We start from the raw sequence: 18,847 nt of genomic DNA, 5'->3' as shown, positions 1-18,847 counted from the left end.
AACGAGCACAAGGAGCCACTCACATGGCCATCGAGCGCACGCTGTCCATCATCAAGCCGGACGGTCTGGAAAAGGGCGTCATCGGGAAGATCATCAGCCGCTTCGAGGAGAAGGGTCTGAAGCCGGTCGCCATCCGGCTGCAGCAGCTCTCCCAGAAGGAGGCCGAGGGCTTCTACGCGGTCCACAAGGCCCGGCCCTTCTTCAAGGACCTGGTGCAGTTCATGATCTCCGGCCCCGTGGTCCTCATGGTGCTGGAGGGCGAGAACGCCGTCCTGGGCAACCGCGACATCATGGGCGCCACCAACCCGGCCCAGGCCGCCGCGGGCACCATCCGCAAGGACTTCGCCACCAGCATCGACAAGAACACGGTGCACGGCTCCGACAGCCTGGAGAACGCGAAGAACGAGATCGCGTACTTCTTCCGGGAGACGGAGATCCAGGCGTACCCGTACCAGAAGTAGCCGGCCGGCCCCCTCTCGGGGCCGCCGTTCACGGCCCGGTGTCCGTGCCTGCGAAGGCCCGGGCCCGGGTCGTTGTTCTTCCTGGAGAGGGCCGGAAAGCGTCCAGCGGGCGGGTAGGGGAGCGTGCGCTCCTTTGACTTGCCGTGCCCAGGTGTGGGAAGGGACGCCCTCGGTCCCACCGTTTACAGGCCAACGACGATGTCAGAGACCTCCGCTACCGCCCTGCCTGTGACCGAGCCGCTCGCGGCGCCCGCCCCCACGAAGCTCGTGGACGTGGCCAGCCTGTCGCTGGAAGCGCTCACGCGGTTCGTCACCGAGACGCTCGGCGAGCGTGCCTTCCGCGCCCCGCAGCTCTACCGTTGGCTGCACCAGCGCGGCGTCACCGCGTTCGACGAGATGACGGACCTGTCCAAGGCCCTGCGCGAGAAGCTCAAGGCCCAGGCGGAGATCGTCCCCCTGGTGAAGGACGCCGAGCTGCGCAGCACCGACGGCACCATCAAGTACCGGTGGAAGACGCGGGACGGCCGCTTCATCGAGTCCGTCTACATGCCCGCCGATGACCGCCGGACGCTGTGCGTGTCCACCCAGGTGGGCTGCGCCATGGCCTGCGGCTTCTGCATGACGGGCACCATGGGGCTCAAGCGGAACCTGACGCCCGGGGAAATCGTCGCCCAGGTCCACGCGGTGAACCGCGAGGTCCGGAAGAACGAGGGGCACGAGACGCTCCGCCCGCTCAGCAACCTGGTGTTCATGGGCATGGGCGAGCCCCTGCACAACTTCGAGAACCTCAAGACGGCGCTCTCCATCCTCCAGTCCCAGGACGGGCCCAACTTCAGCCACCGGCACATCACCGTCTCCACGGTGGGCCTGGTGCCCATGATCGAGCGCTTCGGCCAGGAGACGGACGTCAAGCTGGCCATCTCCCTCAACGCCAGCACCGACGAGCAGCGCAGCAAGACGATGCCCGTCAACCGCAAGTGGAACATCGCGGCGCTGCTGGACGCGTGCCGGAAGTTCCCCCTGCGTCAGGGCCGCCGCATCACCTTCGAGTACGTGCTCATCAAGGGCTTCAACGACGCCGACGAGGATGCCCACCGGCTCATCGAGCTGCTGAAGGGCATTCCGGTGAAGGTGAACCTGATTCCGTATAACGAGAACCCCGGGTTGGGGTTCCACACCACCGGCGACGAGCGGGCGGAGCAGTTCCGCGCCATCCTCGCCGACGGGCACATCGGCGCCTACATCCGCAGGAACCGGGGTCGGGACATCGCCGGCGCCTGTGGACAGCTCGCGAACCAGGGTGAGTCGGCTCCCGCCGACGGCACGACATAAGCTCCCGAGCTTCCTTGACAATCCCGCGGGTGCGGCGGTAAGAGCGCCCCCCTTTCCTAGTTTGTAACCTGTTCGTTGGAGCAACTCATGGCCGTCGTCCTCCGTCTCGCCCGCGCGGGCGCCAAGAAGAAGCCGTACTACCACGTGGTCGCCACCGACTCCCGGAACCCCCGGGATGGCAAGTTCATCGAGGCCGTGGGCGCGTATGACCCCAACCTCGAGCCCCCCAAGGTGGAGTTCAACGAGGAGCGGCTGAACTACTGGCTGAAGACGGGCGCGACGCCTTCCGAGACGGTGGCGGACCTCATCAAGGTCGCCGCGAAGGCCAAGACCGCCGCTCCCGCGGTCTGAACCCGCTTCGCTGAGCGGACGTGGAGCAACTTCTCACCTATCTGGCGCGGGCCCTGGTCGACCAACCGGACCAGGTCAGCCTGCGCATGTCCGATGTGGACGGCGCCCGGCTCTACGAGCTGAAGGTCGCCCCCGAGGACGTTGGCAAGGTCATCGGCCGTGACGGGCGCACCGTGAATGCCCTCCGGACGCTGCTCAACGCCGCCGCTCAGAAGTCCGGGCAGAAGGTCCGCCTGGAGATCCTCGACGACCGGCGCAACGCGGCTGGCGTGCCTGGCGCAGCGGCCGTCCCGGATTCCTCCCGGTGACGCCGCCTCCCACCCTCGAGCTCGGCTTCGTGTCACGTGCGCACGGGCTGCGCGGCGAGGTGGCCATCCGCACGTTCGACCCTGCCTCGGAGGCGCTCGACGTCGTGGAGCGCGTCCTGCTGCACACCCGCTCCGGTGAGGTGCGCGAGGTGTTCCTGGAGGCCGTGCGCCCCACGCCCAAGGAGAACATCGTCGTCATCGAGGGCGTGGACTCACGCACCGAGGCTGAGTCCCTGGTGGGCTCCAAGGTGTTCGTCTACCGCGAGGACCTGGAGCCCCCGGGCGAGGGCGAGTTCTTCCAGGGCGACCTGGTGGGGCTCATCGCCGTGGACGAGTCCGGCGCCGAGCTGGGCCGGGTGGAGGAGATCTGGTCCACCGGCGAGGTGCCCAACCTCGTCATCCGCGCCCCGAAGCGGCCGGAGTTGGTGGTGCCCTTCGCGGACGAGTTCGTGCCCTCCGTGGACTTGGCCACCCAGCGCATCGTCATCCGCCCCCCGGAGTACGTGGAGGTCGGGCGCCCCGGTGGCGGTCCCTCCGCCGTGAAGACCGCGCCCGAGGGCGGGGCGGTTGGAGCCCCTGAAGTCCCGGACGACAAGGGTGGCGGGGACTCGGAATGAGCCCGCCGTACCCGGTGGAAATCCTCACGCTCTTCCCGGGCATGGTGTCCAGCTACCTGGGGGCGAGCATCCTCGGGAAGGCCCAGGAGAAGGGCCTGCTGTCCGTCACCGTCACCGACGTGCGCGAGTACGCCGAGGGTAAGCACCGCGTCACCGACGACGCGCCCTATGGCGGCGGCGCCGGCATGGTGATGAAGCCCGAGCCGCTGGTGGCCGCGATTGAGGCCGCCCGGGCACGGCTGTCGGGTGCCAGGGCGCTGCTGATGAGCCCCCGCGGGCCCACCTTCGCCCAGGCCACCGCGCGTGAGTTGGTGCGCCACGAGGCCGGGCTGATCCTCGTCTGTGGTCGCTACGAAGGCGTCGACGAGCGCGTCATGGCCCACCTGGACGGCGAGCTGTCCCTGGGGGACTTCGTCCTCACCGGCGGCGAGATTGCCGCGCTGGCGGTGGTGGACGCGGTGGCGAGGTTGGTGCCCGGCGTGCTGGGCAACGTGGACTCGTCCGTCACGGAGAGCTTCGAAGAGGGGTTGCTGGAGCACCCCCACTACACCCGCCCGCCCGTCTTCCGGGGAACCGAGGTGCCCGCCGTCCTCCAGTCTGGAGATCATGCGCGCATTGCCCGGTGGCGCCGGTGGAAGTCGCTGATCCTCACCCGGGAGCGCCGGCCGGACCTGTACGCTCGTCTGGTGCTCTCGGCCGCCGACCAGAAATTGCTGGCCCGGCGGGAGGAAGACCTGTAACCCTGAGCGTTCCCAGCGGGTTGACTCATCTGTGGGCTTGTCCGACACCGCTCTCTCTGGTAGTACGGCCCGCTCTTTCACGCGCCCCGCGCGTAAGTTTCCGATTTTCCGGAGTCCGTCATGCGTAACGCCGCCATTCAGCACGTCGAGGCCAAGTTCCTGCGCCAGGACGTCACCGCTTTCCGTCCTGGTGACTCCGTGCGCGTCCACTGGAAGGTGAAGGAGGGCGACAAGGAGCGCGTTCAGGCTTTCGAGGGCGTCGTCATCCGGCTGAGCGGCCGTGCGCACCGCGCGACCTTCGCCGTCCGGAAGATGTCCTTCGGCGTCGGCGTGGAGCGCATCTTCCCCCTGCACAGCCCCCGCTATGAGCGCATCGAGGTCCTGTCGCGTGGCGCCGTGAACCGCAGCCGCCTGTTCTACCTCCGCGACCTCAAGGGCAAGGCCGCCCGCGTGGACGTGCAGGAGGAGCCGACGGCCAAGACGGTCGCCGCTGCCGCCGCCAAGAAGGCCGCCAAGTCGGCGTCCTGATCGCCTGCCTGCCCGCAAGGGCACAGGGGCTGTCATGAAAAGGAGCGTCCGATCCCGGACGCTCCTTTTTTCATTCGCGCTAACATGCGTGGGCCATGCAATTCGCCGAGGTCGCCGTCCAGAACGTCCGGGGCTTCTCTCCAGCGGGGCGCTTCGCCCTCAAAGCCGGGTACCTGGTCCTCAAGCCCCCCACGGCGGAGATCAGTCCGCTGGCGGGCCTGTCGCTCGCGTTGCTATTCGCCGATGGGCGCGGCGGTGACGCCAGCTTCCTCTCGCCGGGCGCGAAGTCGGGCAAGGCGGCCCTCACCTTCGTCGGCGTGGACGGGGTGACGTACCGCGTGCTGCGCGAGCTGGGCGGCTCCGGGACGCTGCACCGGATGAACAAGACGACGCAGCAGGCGGAGCTGGTGTCCTCGGACGCGTCGGAGGTCAGCCAGTTCCTCCGGGGCCAGGTGGGGCTGCCGCCGCGCACCACCTTCGAGCAGCTGTACTGCCTGCAGGCCGGGCAGCTCCCCTCGAAGCGCCCGCGCAAGCCGGCCGCGGGGGCGAAGCAGGACCCCAAGACGTCCGGGAAGTTCCCCTCGCTGGCGTCGGCGGCCACGGTGGCCCCCGCCGAGGACATTGGCGCCGCCGAGGCGAAGCTGCGCGCGCTCGAGCAGGAGCTGGTGGGCGCGAGCGAGGTGGACCAGATCCAATTCAAGGTGGACGGCCTGACGTCGCAGGTCTTCGACGCCGAGCAGCGCCTGAAGGGCACGGACGGGCTGAAGGTGGCCATCTCCGAGGCGGAGGGCGCCTGGCGGGCCGCGCCCACGCCGCAGTCGCTCGGGCTGCCGCAGGACATCCTGGGTCGCGTGCAGCGCTACCCCAAGGTGGTGACGAAGCGGGACGACGCCCTGGCTCGGCTCAATCAGGACCGGGACGTCGAGGCGGAGTCGGTGCCCGCGCACGTGGAGCCGCTGAAGGAGAACCGCATCTTCTGGGCGGGGATGGGCGCGGGCGTGCTCTTCCTCGCGCTGGGCGTGGGCCTGGGCTTCGGCGTGGATGCGACGTTCCGCTACCTGACGCTGCTGAACATCCCCGCCTTCGGCGTGGCCGCGTTCATGGCGCTGCGCTACGTGGACGAGCTGCAGAAGGCGTCCCGGCACGGCAGCAAGGAAGGCCGCTTCGAGGCCCGCGAGAAGAAGATCCTCGAGGAGTTCGAGGCCGAGGCCGCGCCGCTGCGGATGGCGCAGAAGGCGCTCGGCGTGGAGTCACTGGACGAGATTGCCCCCACGCTGGAGCGCAAGGAGCTGCTGGGCGCGCGCGTGGTGGAGCTGAAGGACCAGCTGGCCTCCATGGAGGCGGACCCGGACTACGTGGCCGCCGTCACCCAGCGGCAGTCGCTGAGGAACGAGCTGGAGGCGCTCAACGCGGAGCTGACGCAGAAGGGCTCCTACGTGCGGGACATCCGCGAGGTGGAGCGGGAGATTGGCCGGGTGAAGGAGTCCATCGCCCTGGCCAAGGCACCGCCTCCGGTCGCGGCTCCGAGCGCGGATGGCACTCCGGCCCCGGTGGAGGCCCTGGAGGACCCGTCCCCCGCGCTGCTGGCCCAGGCCGCGGACGTCTTCAACACGGACGTGCTGTCCGTGCAGGGGCTGCTCAAGGAGCGCTGCCTCCAGTACCTCACCGCGCTCACGGACCGGCGCTACCAGGGGGTCGAGTGGGACAAGGAGGGCCGGGGCTTCGCACTCGCGGCCGGCAAGCGGACTCCCGTGGGAGAGCTGCCGCCGAAGGACCTGGACCTCTACTACCTGGCGCTGCGGATGACGGTGGTGGAGAAGGCGAGCGCCCGCGTGAAGCGGCCCTTCCTGCTGGAGGACGTCTTCGCCGGTGTCGAAGAGGTGAAGCTGCCCCTCATCGCCCGCATGCTGAAGCACCTGGGCACGCTGACGCAGGTGCTGCATGTCACCGGGCACCCCGGCTTCGCGCAGATGTCGGACGGCACCGTTAACGTGTAGGTGACTCGGCGGGTTGCCTCCAAAGGGGAGGAGCCGCCGGGCTACATACACGGGTGACTCGGCGGGGCACTTCCATGATGGAAGACCCATCGCGGCACAGCCGGGTGACTCGGCGGGGAACCTCTACACAGGGGAGAACCCGCCGCGGCACCTGAGCGGGCGAAGTGGCGGGGGCCTTCCGGAAGGAGGACCGCCAGGGGAGGGTGCATGGGACGGGCGGCGCCGCGCGAGCGGCGGGAGTACGGAAACGCGGCCGAGGAAGCGGCGGTGGGCTTCCTGGAAGCGCAGGGGTGGCGGGTGCTGGCGCGCAACTGGACGTGCCGGTACGGAGAGCTGGACGTGGTGGCCGAGCGGGAGGACACCGTGTGTTTCGTGGAGGTGCGGATGCGCTCCACGGCCGTGTGGGGAGACCCGGCGCACACCGTATCCTTCGCCAAGCAGCGTCGGGTGGTGAAGGCCGCGCTGCACTACCTCTTCGCTCACGACTTGCGCGAGCGGATGATGCGCTTCGACGTGATATCGGTGGTGGGGCGTGGTGAGCGCGCCACCGTGGAGCACATCCCCGGCGCCTTCGACGCGGGCATGTGAGAGGACGCCATGGCTGGAACGCTCTATCTGGTGGCAACGCCCATCGGGAACCTGGGGGATGTGACGTCACGGGCGCTGGAGACGCTGCGCACCGTGCGCTTCATCGCCTGTGAGGACACGCGGCATTCGCGCGTGCTGCTGGACCACTTCGGCATTGGCGGGAAGGACCTGGTGAGCCTGCCGGCCTTCGCGGAAGGGCAGCGTGCCGGGCGCATCCTGGACCGGATTGCCGAGGGCGACGACTGCGCGCTGGTGACGGACGCGGGCAGTCCGGCCATCAGCGACCCCGGAGAGAAGCTGGTGTCGGAGGCGCTGGAGCGGGGGCTGACGGTGGTGCCCATTCCAGGCCCCACGGCCCTCGTCGCGGCGCTGAGCGCGTCCGGGCTGCCCACGGGGCGTTTCCACTTCCTGGGCTTCATTCCACGCAAGGGAGCAGAGCGCCGGGCCATGCTGGAGGAGGTGGCCCAGCTGTCCGCGACGCTGGTGCTCTACGAGTCCCCGCGCCGGGTGGGCGAGACGCTGCCGGACCTGCTGGAAGTCTGGGGAGACCGGCGCGCCTGCGTGGCCCGCGAGCTGACGAAGCTGCACGAGGAGTTCGCCCGGGGCACGCTGTCGGAGCTGGCCGCGCGCTACGCGACGGAGGAGCCCCGGGGCGAGGTGGTGGTGCTGGTGGAAGGCCGCACCGGAGAGCGCCGCTGGTCCGAGGAGGAGCTGCGCAAGGCGCTGGAGGACGGCCTGTCGCGCGGCGAGAAGCTCAAGGCGCTGAGCACCGAGCTGGCCCGCCGCGCGGGCTGGGGCGGTCAGGACGTGTACCGGCTGGGCCTCTCGCTGAAGCGGTGAAGGCGCCCGCCGGCACGGAGGCCGAACCCGGCTGAGTGTCCGGGCCCGTGCCTGAATCCAAGGGACGGGCTCACTGCGCGCCCGTCCCCGTCCTGCCCGCTAGAAGCTGAACGTGGCGCTCAGGTCGAAGCGGAACGAGGTGCTCTCCACCGCGCGGAAGCGGCGGGAGACCAGGTCATAGCGCCAGTCGAACGTCGGGTTGACCTCCCCCGGGTTGGTCTCCACGTCCACCTCGCCGTTGCCGTCGAGGTCCTGGCCCAGCTCCTCGGCGGTGAGGGTGTGGTCCGTGTTGTAGAGGAACGTGCCGGACGCGCGGATGGTGAAGGACTCGGCCGCGCTCGCGGTGACGCCCAGCATGCCACCCAGCTGGAAGTAGTCCTCGGACGTGAGGAGCTTGCCCAGCGCCGAGCTCAGCTCGTTGTAGTACCGGCCGCGGCCCACGTAGTTGCCGATGGTGCGCACGTCGAGGGCGAACTTCTGGTGCTTCTGCGGCTTGTCGAAGGGGACCAGCTCCACGCCGAAGAGCATGCCGCCCGTCGTCGGGGCCTTGATGCCCGTCTCCTTGCGATTCCACGGGCCCGTGAAGCAGTTCTCCGGAGCGCCCAGGTTGTCCGGGTTGGACGCCGCCTGGTCGCAGTTGGAGTAGATGCCCGGGCCGCGCACGGGGATGGTGTAGTGGGCCTTGAAGTACGGCTCGGCCACGCCCATGCGGCGCGAGAAGGACGTGTAGAGCTGGTACTTGTGGACGCGGTCACCGATGTCGCCGCGCTCGTCCGGGTTCGTGGTGTCCACGCTCGGGTCGCGCTGCTTCGCGGTGGGGGCCTCGTAGTCCAGGCCGATGATCCACGTGGGCTTGGTGGGGTCCCTCTCCTGCTTGAAGAAGGCGTAGGCCAGCCCGAAGTGCATGTTGCCCAGGCCGCCGCGGAAGCTCTCCTGCGGCATGCCGAACAGGGGAATCGTGCCATCGCCAGTGAGCGGATTGCAGCCCGGGATGGTCGAGCCGTTCGCGTTCAGGCAGTTGTTGGTGATGGTGGAGATGGCCGCCGACGAGTCCGAGGTGAAGTCCCAGCGCTCGTTCTGCTGGAACACCAGCGGCAGCGTGAAGGAGAACTCCAGGTCCCGGTACAGGCCGAAGGCCAGCTCCAGGTTGAGCCGCGCGTCCACGGCTTTGTACCAGAGCTCCGAGGCGTCGATGCGGCCCGTGGAGCCGGATCCCGCTGGGGGCACCTGCTCACGGAGGATCTTCGCGCGCGTCTGCGTGCGCTCGAAGCCCACGTCGATGAAGAGGTCGAACGGATCGTCATCGTCGAAAGACGATGCAATCCGGGTGATGTCCGCCGCGCTGGCGGCGAGCGGCGCGCCCAGGGTGACAGCGGCGAGTACGGCGCGAAGCCTTTGCATCCGACCTCCGACGGCGAATCACCCGGGCCTTCCGGCAAGGCCCGGGGGGCTTCCAGCTAGCCGCGCCGTCGGAGGAGTGTCAAGAAACGGGTAACGATTACTTGCCGGCCACCGAGGTCCCGAGGAGCCCGTCCAGGCGCCGCACCTCGTTCTCGAAGAGCGCCTTGTGGCTGGTATTCAGGGACCGGCGGTACGTCTTGTGCTGCTCGAAGGGGTCCAGCACGCGGTCATCCTGCGTCATCAGCTGATAGTGCAGGTGGGGCGCGAAGGAGCGGCCCGTGTTGCCGCTGGCGGCGATGACCTGGCCCACCGTGAAGCGGCTCCCCGCCTTGATGTTCTTGTCCACCGCGTCCAGGTGCAGGAAGAGGGCCCGCCGGCCGCGGCCACCGGTCTCCACCAGCTCCAGGCAGTTGCCGTTGCTGCCGAAGTTCCAGTTCTTGCGCTTCACCACGCCGCTGAAGGGCGCCTTGATGGGCGTGCCCACCGGGGTGCGGAAGTCCACGCCCTTGTGACGGCGGCCGTCGCGCAGCAGGGACGTCACCTGCTCGTAGTTGTCGATGGGTGACTTCTCCAGGCGCAGCTCCAGCTCATCGCCGCTGGAGAGGTAGTAGCGGGCGTTCGGGTCGCCCTCGCCCTGGAAGCGGTAGGCGCTGAGCGTCTTGCCCAGCTTCCCGCTGGTGAAGCGCACCGCGTGCACCAGGGGCTCCTCGTTCGGCCGGCGCTGGAAGAGCACGTCGAGCGTGTCGCCCCGGAGGATCTCCCCGGGCACCTCCACCCACCACACCAGCGTGCGCGTCACCACCTGCGCCAGGGCGGGGCCCACGTCCGCGCCGGCAGCGCCGTTGAGCGCCGTCTCCAGCGGGCCGTCGATGCGCACCGAGGCACGCTCCAGGCCCGCGGCCTTCACGGGGTCCACCGGCGCCGGAGGGGCGACGGGCGCCGCGGCGACGGCCCCCGCGTCCACGGCCGCGGGAGCGGCCTGCGCGGCCCCTTCCGTGGCATGTGCCATCCGCTGCTTCCACCACCACACGCCGCCGGCGGCTCCGCCGAGGATGAGTGACACGGCGACCACCGGTCCGAAGGGACTGCGCTTCGGAGGGGCACCGAGGGTGGGAAGGTTCGGCCGCATACAAGCTCCCTGGGTTTGGAAAGAGTGGGCCGGCCCGAAACCGACGCGCGCGAGGAGGAATTCCGCCTCAGCGCGGGCTACTCGTCGGTGGTGTCGTCCTGCCCGTCTGGTGTGGTGTCGCGCAGGCCGAATTCCTTCATCTTGGTCTGCAGCGACTTGCGGCTGATCTGCAGCAGGCGAGCGGCCCGCGTGACGTTGCCGCCCGTCTCATCGAGCTTCTTCACGATGAGGTCCCGCTCCAGCTCGGCCGCCTTCATGCGGACGATGTCCTTGAGTCCGACTTCACCCGTGGGAACCTCCATGGCCGCCGAGGAGGATGACGACGCGGCGCCCGCCTGTACGCCCGCTCCTCCGCGCACCGGCTCCGGCAGGTCCTTCGCGGTGATGAAGGGTCCGTCCGCGAAGAGCAGCACGCGCTCGATGAGGTTCTCCAGCTCCCGGATGTTGCCCGGCCACGCATAGGCCTGGAGCAGTGCCATGGCGTCGTCGGCGATGCCTTCGATCTTCTTGTTGAGGCGCTTGTTGTACTTGTCCAGGAAGTGCCGCGCGAGCATCGGAATGTCGCTGCGGCGCTCGCGCAGGGCGGGCAGGGTGATGGGCACCACCGCCAGCCGGTAGTACAAATCCTTGCGGAAGCGGCCCGCCTCGATTTCCGCCTGCAAATCGCGGTTGGTGGCGGCCACCAGGCGCACGTCCACGCGCGTGGTCTTGATGCCGCCCACGCGCTCGAACTCGCCCTCCTGGAGCGCGCGCAGCAGCTTCACCTGCATCTCCACCGGGATTTCACCCAGCTCGTCCAGGAAGAGGGTGCCCTCGTCGGCCAGCTCGAAGCGGCCGGGCTTGGAGGTGACGGCGCCGGTGAAGGCTCCGCGCTCGTAGCCGAACAGCTCGCTCTCCAGCAGCGTGGCGGGGATGGCCGCGCAGTTGATCTTGATGAAGGGCTTGTCGCGGCGGCTGGACGCGCCGTGCAACGCGGTGGCGATGAGCTCCTTGCCCGTGCCGCTCTCCCCGGTGATGAGCACCGTGGAGGGCGTGTCCGCCACCTTGTCGATGATTTTGTAGACCTCTTGAATCTGCGGCGAGTCACCGATGATGGCGGCGCGCGCCTTGAGGTCCGGCCGGACGGAGCGGCGGGCGCTCTCGTTCGTCTTGGCGGCCTTGGCCACGACGGAGGACAGCTCCACCTGGTCGAAGGGCTTGGTGATGTAGTCGAACGCGCCGGCCTTGATGGCGTCCACGGCGGAGTCCACGGTGCCGTGCGCGGTGATGATGATGACCGGCACGTCCGGGTTGGCGGCGCGGACGGTGCCCAGCACCTCCATGCCGCCCACCTTGGGCATCACCAGGTCCGTCACCACGATGTCCGCGCCGTTCTTGTGAAACTCGGCGAGCCCCTGCTCGCCATTCTCCGCGACGGTGACGTCGAAGCCATCGCGGCGCAGCATCGCGGCGAGCACCTTGCGGAGGTTCGCCTCGTCGTCGATGACCAGAACTTTTGCCATGGGCGGGACTGAGGGGCCCAGGCTAGCGGCGGTGCGTGGGGGCGGGCGGCGCGCTGGCGGCGCCGGGGCCCTCGAGGGTGCAGATGGCGTCCGGGTGCTTGATGCGCAGCAGCAGCGCCTCCAGCACGCGGAAGGGGTGGTTCATCCGCGACGCGCCCAGGTACGCGGCCACCATGTCCATGGACACGGCGAGGTCCATGTTCTCCCGGCCGGTGGACACCACCACGCCGGAGTCCCCGCGCAGGCGGTTGGACTGGTAGACGCCGTCCGACGCGAGCTGGCGGATGGTCTCGATTTCGAGCACGCCCGTCTTCTCGTAGATGCGGTGCAGCTGCGAGTACAGCCGCGGCGACAGCACCACGGCGTAGGGGCCGAAGTGGCCGTGCTCGTTCAGCTTGCGGGTGGAGTCGACGATGGCCTGGAAGCCGCCGCCCGCCACAGTCCAGTCCCCGAGCGGCACGGTGAGCCGGCCGTTGGCCGTCATCAGCCCCTCGTAGCCCAGGCGCGCGTCGCCGTAGAAGATGAGCTCGTCCTCCTGCTGCGCGCACAGCGCGGCGGCGCCCGCGGCGGCGGACACGTCCAGCGGCATGTTGTGCGTGCGCGCCGCCTCGATATCCCGCCAGTGCAGCAGGAAGTCCTTGTAGAGGATGGGGATGGTCTTGAACTTGCGCGCGTCGGTGAAGACCATCGCGGTCTCCTGCTCCCCGACGATGTCCACCGCGCCCGGGGACACGCCCTGGAACTCGTCGTAGGGCACGGTCTGCACGCCCGCGCCCAGCGGACCGTAGATGTCCAGGATTCGACGGCCGACGAGCGAGCGCCGCGCGACCTGGATGACGGTCTCGTTCAGACGCGCCCACTCCTCTTCGCGCAGCGGGTTCTCGGCATGTCCAAGGAAGTCAGGCATCGGATTGTTCTCCAGAGGAGTCAACAAGGAGAGAAGAGGGGGACGTCAGCGACCGCTGCCACCGCCGCCACCACCCCGGCGGAGCGAGCCGACGGTGAGCGGATGGGACTCCACCGCGGGCGGCGGGGCGGGCAGGCCGTACATCAACCGCTGCGGAGGCAGCGACGTGGGGGGCTCCGAGCCCAGGCGGCCATTGCGGCCATTCCCGGACACGGAGGCAGGGGCAGGGGGCTCCACCGGAGCGTGCCGGTCGGCGGCGACGGTGGCGGGAGGCGCACCGGCCGTCCCCTCGAAGTGTCCGGGGACGAAAGGCTTCGTGAAGTGCGCGTCCTGACCGTTGTCCATCATGCGGAGCATGTGGACGGCCTCGGAGACGTGCTCCTTCTCCTCGGCGGCCAGGTGCAGGAAGAAGGCGCGGACCTCGGGCGCCGAGGAGGTCCTGGCGAAGGCCTCATACTCGTTGATGGTCTCGAGCTCGCGGGCCAGCACGCGGCGGATGCGCGCCACGTCGTCCAGGTCGCTGTCGGGGGTTCCGGCCATTGGCACCGGACCCTGGCAACCTGGCGAGTTAGCGTCAAGTGAAAGAGGCTGGCCGGGTTTCGCGCTTCATGCCACTCAACGGCGCGCGTAGAGTCCCGCGCCTTCGTGACTGCCTCCGCCCCCGAGTCCCCACCGCCGCCGCCGCCCGCCGTGCCCACCCGGTCCGCGCGTCCGGGCGGGAAGGGCGCGCTGCTCGTCGCCACTGGCATCCTGGCCTCACGGTTGATGGGGCTGGTGCGCGAGCGCGTCTTCGCGCACTACCTGGGCAACGAGGCGGCGGCCGCCGTCTTCAAGGCCGCGCTGCGCATCCCCAACTTCCTGCAGAACCTCTTCGGCGAGGGCGTCCTCTCCGGCTCGTTCATTCCCGTGTACGCGGGGCTGCTGGGGCGCAAGGAAGACGAGGAGGCGGACCGGGTGGCCGGCGCCGTCTTCGGCCTGCTGTCGCTGGTCACCGCGCTGGCGGTGGCGGCGGGCATGCTCGCCACGCCGCTCCTGGTGGACCTCATCGCCCCGGGCTTCGAGGGCCACGAGCGGGAGCTGGCCATCACCACGGTGCGCATCCTCTTCCCCGGCACGGGGATGCTGGTGCTGAGCGCGTGGTGCCTGGGCATCCTCAACAGCCATCGCCGCTTCCTGCTGTCGTACCTGGCGCCGGTGGTGTGGAACATCGTCATCATCCTCACCCTGGTCATCGCCGGCGGCCGCTACACCGAGGACCGGCTGGTGGAGGTGCTCGCGTACGGCGTGGTGCTGGGCTGCACCCTCCAGTTCGCGGTGCAGGTGCCCTCGACGCTGCGGCTGCTGGGGCGCTTCCGCCCGACGCTGTCGCTGGCGGGCGACTCCGTGCGCCAGGTGCTGAAGAACTTCGGCCCGGTGGTGCTGGGGCGTGGCGTGGTGCAGTTCAGCGCGTGGGTGGACACCGCCTTCGCGACGCTCATCTCCAACCGCGCGGTGTCCTCGCTGCTGTATGCGCAGACTATCTACCTCATCCCCGTGAGCCTCTTCGGCATGGCGGTGTCCGCCGCGGAGCTGCCGGAGATGTCCCGCGCCTCGGGCGAGGGCCAGGACGTGGCCGCGAAGCTGCGCGAGCGCATCGACAACGGCGCGCGGCGCATCGCCTTCTGGGTGGTGCCCTCCGCCGCCGCGTTCCTCTTCCTCGGGGACATGGTGGCCGCCGCGCTGCTGCAGACGGGCCGCTTCGACGCGGCCGACTCGCGCTACCTCTGGTACCTGCTGATGGGCTCGGCGGTGGGCCTCGTCGCCTCCACCGTGGGCCGCCTCTATGCCTCCGCCTTCTACGCGCTGAAGGACCCGAAGACGCCCCTGCGCTTCGCGGTGGTGCGAGTCACCGCGGGCGCCCTGGGCGCGTGGGTGCTGGGCCTGCACCTCCCGGAGTGGCTGGGCCTCCCCCAGTACCTGGGCGCGCTGGGGCTCACCCTGGCGAGCGGCATGGTGGCCTGGCTGGAGTCCACTCTCCTCCGCCGGAAGCTGGTGAAGCAGGTGGGGCCCGTGGGCGTTCCCCCGGGGCTGCTGCCCCGGCTGTGGGGCGCGGCCACCATCGCGGGCCTCGTTGGGCTGGGCATCAAGCTGGGGCTTGCCTTGCTGCTCGGCCCCATGCCGGGCGTGGAGGCGGAGTGGGGTGGGGCGCTGCTGGCGCCGCCCCACTTGCACCCCGCGGTGGGCTTTCTCGCGGTCGCTGTGCCCTTCGGTGCGGTTTATTTTGGACTGGCCGCCGCCATGGGGGTACCCGAGGCCGGCGCCGTGTTCCGCAAGGTCGGCCGCAAGCTGCGGCTGGTGCGCTAACCCCCCGCGAATACTCGGCTCCTGACTGACCAGCCGGCACTTCGTTGGGGGCGCAACCAGCACCTGGGGATGGCCTGACGCGCTGCCTCCGTTAATGGACGAAGCATCGGGGCACACGGCATCCGCGTCATCTGGCTTCCTCCGGAGTTGGCGCGCGTGTAGAGTGCGCCGCCTTTTTCACCGGGGCCCGGCTTCTCGGGAAGCCAGGGTCGAATTCGTCTCAGGAAGGTCTCGGCAGTGAGCGACGAGAAGAGCGGTTCCAATTCGGGCGGTCCGGGCGGGATGGGTCCCAAGAAGCCGAAGGCTACCTTCGGTGACGTGATGCTCGGCATCCCCTCTGGGGGAAGTGGCCGGGACGGGGACCGGGGTGGGCGCGGAGGTGGCCGCGGTGGTGAGCGTGGTGGCGATCGCGGAGGTCGTGGCGAGCGCGAAGCGTCGCCGCGTCCCGAGGGTGGCGCCCCGCGAGGCGACCGTCCTCCTCGTCCTGGCGGTGACCGGGGCGGCGAGCGCCGTGGTGGCGGGAGTGGTGGCGGCGAGCGCCGCCCGTCCGGCCCCATGGTGGTCGTGAAGCGCGCCTCGGGTGCCATTGAAACGCGCGGCCTGGCGGACGAGAAGCCCGCCGACGCTACGGCCACGTCCGAGGAGACCACGGCGACCGCCGAGGCCTCCGCCGCGACGCCGGCCGCGCCGCCCGCGCCGCGTCCGGTGACGCCGACTCCCGCGCCGTCCAGCGCGCTGTACGAGGAGGTCCCCGAGTCCCAGTCCTTCGCCGAGATGTTCGAGGCGCAGGGGGGGGCTCCCGGCCGCCGCGGCGTGCGCGTGGGCGAGAAGGTCAAGGGCACCATCTTCCAGCTCGGCGCGGACACCGCGTTCGTCTCGCTGGAGGGGTCCGCCAAGAGCGAGGCGATGATCGAGCTTCGCGAGCTGAAGGACGACGAGGGCATCCTCCGCTTCGGCGTGGGTGACAGCCTGGAGGCGCACGTCATCGAGGTGGGCGCCAAGGGCATCCTCCTCAGCCGCGCGCTGGCCAAGGGCAGCGCGTCCATGGCCATGCTGGCCGAGGCCCGCGCTTCCGGCATGCCCGTCGAGGGCATGGTGCTGAGCGTGAACAAGGGCGGTGTCGAGGTCGCCATCGGCGACATCCGCGCCTTCTGCCCCATCAGCCAGCTGGACCTGCGCTTCGTGGAGAAGCCGGACCAGTTCATCGGCGAGAAGCTCCAGTTCCGCGTCACCGAGGTCCGGGACCGCAACGTGGTGCTGTCGCGCCGGGCGCTCCTGGAAGAGGAGCAGCGGAAGCTGGCCAACGAGACGCGCAAGACGCTGTCCGAGGGCAAGGTCGTCAAGGGCAAGGTCTCCGGCGTCCGTGACTTCGGCGTGTTCGTCGACCTGGGCGGCGTCGAGGGAATGATTCCCGTCTCCGAGCTCTCGTACACGCGCGTGGGCCACCCCAGCGAGGTGGTCAACGCCGGTGACGAGGTCGAGGTGGAGATCCTCCGCATGGAGGCCGCCCAGCCCAACTCGCCCGACAAGAGCAAGCAGAAGGAGCGCATCACCCTGTCCATGCGCGCGCGCATGGAGGACCCCTTCAAGAAGGCGATCTCCGAGCTCAAGGAAGGCGACCGGCTCCAGGGCAAGGTCGTCCGCCTGCAGCCCTTCGGTGCCTTCGTGGAGCTGCGTCCGGGCGTGGATGGCCTGGTGCACATCTCCGCGCTGAGCGACCGCCGCATCGCGCACCCACGCGACGTGGTGAAGGAGGGTGAGGTCATCTGGGTCGCCATCGAGAAGATCGACCCCAACGACAAGCGCATCGGCCTGCGCCGCATCTCCGAGGAGGAGGCGCAGCGTCCTCCCGAGGAGCGTCCGGCCTCCACGGCCGCTGCCGCCAGCGCCGCCCCGGCCCGTCAGCCGGCCGCGCCCCGTCCCCAGGTCGGGCAGGTCGTCGTCGGCAAGGTGGACCGCATCGAGCCCTACGGCGTGTTCCTCGCCTTCCCCGGTGGCAAGGGCCTGCTGCCCGCCAGCGAGACGGGCACCGAGCGTGGCACCGACCTGCGCAAGCACTACTCGCTGGGCCAGGAGGTGAAGGTGGCCATCCTGGACATCGACGCCTCCGGGAAGATTCGCCTGTCCGTCACCGCCGCCGTTCGCGCGGAGGAGCGGGCCGAGGTGGAGGCCTGGCAGAAGACGCAGCAGCCCCAGGGCCAGGCCGCGGGCAAGAAGGGCTTCGGCACCTTCGCCGACCTGCTCAGCAAGATGGGCAAGTAACGCTCCTTCCTCCGGCGCTGATCACCTCAAAGTGATCAGCGCCGAGAAAGGTGTTGACGCTCCAGGCGGGGGACGGTACTTACGCCTCGCCTCTCTCTGCCGCGGGGTGGAGCAGCCTGGTAGCTCGTCGGGCTCATAACCCGAAGGTCGCAGGTTCAAATCCTGCCCCCGCAATTCGTACCCGTAGCACCCGAAAGCCCGGCTGGAATGAAGGTCGGGCGTCTTCGGTTTGAAGACAGACACACAACATGACGCGGGGTGGAGCAGCCTGGTAGCTCGTCGGGCTCATAACCCGAAGGTCGCAGGTTCAAATCCTGCCCCCGCAACTCGGATCGGCCCGGTCATCCTCTCGGATGACCGGGCCGATTGCTTTTGAGCACTTCGCTCGCCCTCGTGTCCGGGGCCGCGCGGAGTGGAAGCGTTCGCCGGGCCTCCTGCTCGTCCCTCGTGCGGACCAGGGGCACCTGTGGAAACCCGCAGACACAACCGGCCTCACGCTCCATCTTCCCGGTGTGGGCACTTTCGCGGACGGGCCTTCCCACCGCGCGTGCCCCCGGAGAGGAGGAGCGCGCCATGGACACCGAGGCCACGCACGTCCTGCTGGTGGGCGGCACGGGCAGGTTCGGCCGGAGGCTCGCCGCGGCGCTGCTCTCCAGGCCGGGCATCCACCTTCATGTGCTGGTGCGCCCGGGCCGGCGGCGCGAGTCGCTGGTCGGGCTCGCGGACCAGGGGGTGACGCTCGTCGAGGGCTCGCTGGAGGATGTCCGCTCGCTCGACTCGGCGGTGGAGGGCGTGGACGCCGTCGTCTCCGCGGTGCGCGGAGGCCCGGAAGTGCTGCTGGACGGGCAGCTGCGGCTGCTGGAGGCGGCCCGGCGGCACGGAGTCATGCGCTTCATCCCCTCGAACTACTCGCCGGACTTCTTCCAGCTCGCGGACGGCGAGGACTCGCTGCTGGACCTGCACCGCCGCGTGGCGGAGGCCGTGGAGCGGAGCGGGGTGCGGTACACGTTCATCCTGTGTGGCGGCTTCATGGAAGTCGCGCTGTCGCCGGTGGCGCACGTGTTCGATTTCGAGCGCGGCCAGGTGGCGTACTGGGGCACGGGCGACGAGCCCTTCGACGTCACCGCCATGGGCGACGTGGCCCGCTGGGTGGCGGAGCTGGTGGTGGACCGCCGCGCGGAGAACCGGAGGCTGGAGCTGGTGGGTGACGTGGTGTCGGTGAACGAAGTCGCACGCCTCTACGAGACGCTCACGGGCCGTCAGCTCCAGCGCTTCCACCGGGGCTCCGTCGAGGAGCTGCGCCGCTACCTCGCGCGGGCCGAGGGCGCCTCGCGCGCGTCACGCGACAGCGTCGTGCAGCCCCACTTCCTCATGCAGCTGACGGGGAAGGGGAGGCTGCTGCAGCCGGCCAACGCGGAGTTCCCCCGCATCCACCCCATGAAGGTGCGCGACTACCTCGAGGCGACGCTGCGGCCAATGCTGGCGGCGCCTCAGGAGTCCGCGCACCCCGCGCACCCGTGAAGGGTGACGCTCAGCGCTCC

The 18,847-nt window shown here is 69.7% G+C and carries 18 protein-coding genes, 2 tRNA genes and 1 pseudogene; 16 read left to right on the top strand and 5 right to left on the bottom strand.

What is annotated here, in order from left to right:
• The first annotated feature begins 23 nt into the window (after window positions 1-23).
• The 10 genes and pseudogenes from ndk (at window position 24) to rsmI (ending at window position 7,762) form a co-directional block, all read left to right on the top strand.
• Window positions 24-461, top strand: a complete 438-nt coding sequence (gene ndk, locus G4D85_RS42645; protein WP_164020025.1) for a nucleoside-diphosphate kinase — start codon at window positions 24-26, stop codon at window positions 459-461.
• A 198-nt stretch (window positions 462-659) separates the two neighbouring features.
• A complete protein-coding gene (gene rlmN / locus G4D85_RS42640) occupies window positions 660-1,793 on the top strand; it encodes a dual-specificity RNA methyltransferase RlmN (protein WP_164020024.1) in 1,134 nt (377 codons plus the stop codon).
• Window positions 1,794-1,880: 87 nt separating this feature from the next.
• Window positions 1,881-2,144, top strand: a complete 264-nt coding sequence (gene rpsP / locus G4D85_RS42635) for a 30S ribosomal protein S16 (RefSeq protein ID WP_164020023.1) — start codon at window positions 1,881-1,883, stop codon at window positions 2,142-2,144.
• Window positions 2,145-2,164: 20 nt separating this feature from the next.
• Window positions 2,165-2,452 (top strand): KH domain-containing protein, encoded by a 288-nt coding sequence (locus G4D85_RS42630; RefSeq protein ID WP_164020022.1) that lies wholly within the window; start codon window positions 2,165-2,167, stop codon window positions 2,450-2,452.
• Window positions 2,449-2,985, top strand: a pseudogene (gene rimM / locus G4D85_RS42625) (ribosome maturation factor RimM); the annotation flags it as partial. The gene G4D85_RS42630 and the pseudogene rimM, both read left to right, overlap by 4 nt.
• Before the next feature lie 80 nt (window positions 2,986-3,065).
• A complete protein-coding gene (gene trmD, locus G4D85_RS42620) occupies window positions 3,066-3,809 on the top strand; it encodes a tRNA (guanosine(37)-N1)-methyltransferase TrmD (RefSeq protein WP_164020020.1) in 744 nt (247 codons plus the stop codon).
• Between the two features lie 120 nt (window positions 3,810-3,929).
• Window positions 3,930-4,337 carry a 50S ribosomal protein L19 gene (gene rplS / locus G4D85_RS42615; protein WP_164020019.1) on the top strand — a complete coding sequence of 136 codons (408 nt, stop codon included), beginning with the start codon at window positions 3,930-3,932 and terminating at the stop codon, window positions 4,335-4,337.
• A gap of 95 nt (window positions 4,338-4,432) precedes the next feature.
• Complete coding sequence (locus G4D85_RS42610; protein WP_164020018.1) at window positions 4,433-6,334, top strand: AAA family ATPase; 1,902 nt, start codon at window positions 4,433-4,435, stop codon at window positions 6,332-6,334.
• A gap of 207 nt (window positions 6,335-6,541) precedes the next feature.
• Window positions 6,542-6,922 carry a YraN family protein gene (locus G4D85_RS42605; RefSeq protein WP_164020017.1) on the top strand — a complete coding sequence of 127 codons (381 nt, stop codon included), beginning with the start codon at window positions 6,542-6,544 and terminating at the stop codon, window positions 6,920-6,922.
• 9 nt (window positions 6,923-6,931) lie between these two features.
• On the top strand, window positions 6,932-7,762 hold the full coding sequence (rsmI, locus tag G4D85_RS42600) for a 16S rRNA (cytidine(1402)-2'-O)-methyltransferase (protein ID WP_164020016.1): 831 nt from the start codon (window positions 6,932-6,934) through the stop codon (window positions 7,760-7,762).
• A 99-nt stretch (window positions 7,763-7,861) separates the two neighbouring features.
• Here rsmI and G4D85_RS42595 read toward each other — a convergent pair whose 3' ends face one another.
• The 5 genes from G4D85_RS42595 to G4D85_RS42575 all read right to left on the bottom strand — a co-directional run bounded on the left by G4D85_RS42595 (window position 7,862) and on the right by G4D85_RS42575 (window position 13,241).
• Window positions 7,862-9,163, bottom strand: a complete 1,302-nt coding sequence (locus G4D85_RS42595) for a hypothetical protein (RefSeq protein WP_164020015.1) — start codon at window positions 9,161-9,163, stop codon at window positions 7,862-7,864.
• A gap of 97 nt (window positions 9,164-9,260) precedes the next feature.
• Entirely contained in the window at window positions 9,261-10,292 is a 1,032-nt protein-coding gene (locus G4D85_RS42590; protein WP_164020014.1) for a M23 family metallopeptidase, read from the bottom strand.
• 77 nt (window positions 10,293-10,369) lie between these two features.
• A complete protein-coding gene (locus tag G4D85_RS42585) occupies window positions 10,370-11,794 on the bottom strand; it encodes a sigma-54-dependent transcriptional regulator (RefSeq protein WP_164020013.1) in 1,425 nt (474 codons plus the stop codon).
• A 22-nt stretch (window positions 11,795-11,816) separates the two neighbouring features.
• Entirely contained in the window at window positions 11,817-12,701 is an 885-nt protein-coding gene (gene encA / locus G4D85_RS42580) for an encapsulin nanocompartment shell protein EncA (RefSeq protein WP_164020012.1), read from the bottom strand.
• A gap of 45 nt (window positions 12,702-12,746) precedes the next feature.
• Window positions 12,747-13,241, bottom strand: a complete 495-nt coding sequence (locus G4D85_RS42575; RefSeq protein ID WP_164020011.1) for a ferritin family protein — start codon at window positions 13,239-13,241, stop codon at window positions 12,747-12,749.
• A gap of 105 nt (window positions 13,242-13,346) precedes the next feature.
• Here G4D85_RS42575 and murJ point away from each other — a divergent pair, with 105 nt between their 5' ends.
• The 6 genes from murJ to G4D85_RS42550 all read left to right on the top strand — a co-directional run bounded on the left by murJ (window position 13,347) and on the right by G4D85_RS42550 (window position 18,827).
• A complete protein-coding gene (murJ, locus tag G4D85_RS42570) occupies window positions 13,347-15,044 on the top strand; it encodes a murein biosynthesis integral membrane protein MurJ (RefSeq protein ID WP_164020010.1) in 1,698 nt (565 codons plus the stop codon).
• 346 nt (window positions 15,045-15,390) lie between these two features.
• Window positions 15,391-15,612 (top strand): hypothetical protein, encoded by a 222-nt coding sequence (locus tag G4D85_RS50055; protein WP_240359834.1) that lies wholly within the window; start codon window positions 15,391-15,393, stop codon window positions 15,610-15,612.
• Window positions 15,600-17,306 carry a S1 RNA-binding domain-containing protein gene (locus G4D85_RS42565; protein ID WP_240359833.1) on the top strand — a complete coding sequence of 569 codons (1,707 nt, stop codon included), beginning with the start codon at window positions 15,600-15,602 and terminating at the stop codon, window positions 17,304-17,306. Before G4D85_RS50055 ends, G4D85_RS42565 begins: the two co-directional genes overlap by 13 nt.
• A gap of 100 nt (window positions 17,307-17,406) precedes the next feature.
• Window positions 17,407-17,480 (top strand) — tRNA-Met (locus G4D85_RS42560).
• A gap of 78 nt (window positions 17,481-17,558) precedes the next feature.
• Window positions 17,559-17,632, top strand: a tRNA-Met gene (locus tag G4D85_RS42555).
• Window positions 17,633-17,879: 247 nt separating this feature from the next.
• Window positions 17,880-18,827 carry an aromatic alcohol reductase gene (locus G4D85_RS42550; protein ID WP_164020008.1) on the top strand — a complete coding sequence of 316 codons (948 nt, stop codon included), beginning with the start codon at window positions 17,880-17,882 and terminating at the stop codon, window positions 18,825-18,827.
• The last annotated feature ends 20 nt before the right edge of the window (window positions 18,828-18,847 follow it).

This window comes from Pyxidicoccus trucidator, assembly GCF_010894435.1.
GTDB lineage: Bacteria > Myxococcota > Myxococcia > Myxococcales > Myxococcaceae > Myxococcus > Myxococcus trucidator.
Note: the sequence above shows the minus strand (reverse complement) of the source record. Positions and strands in the feature narration are given on the sequence as shown.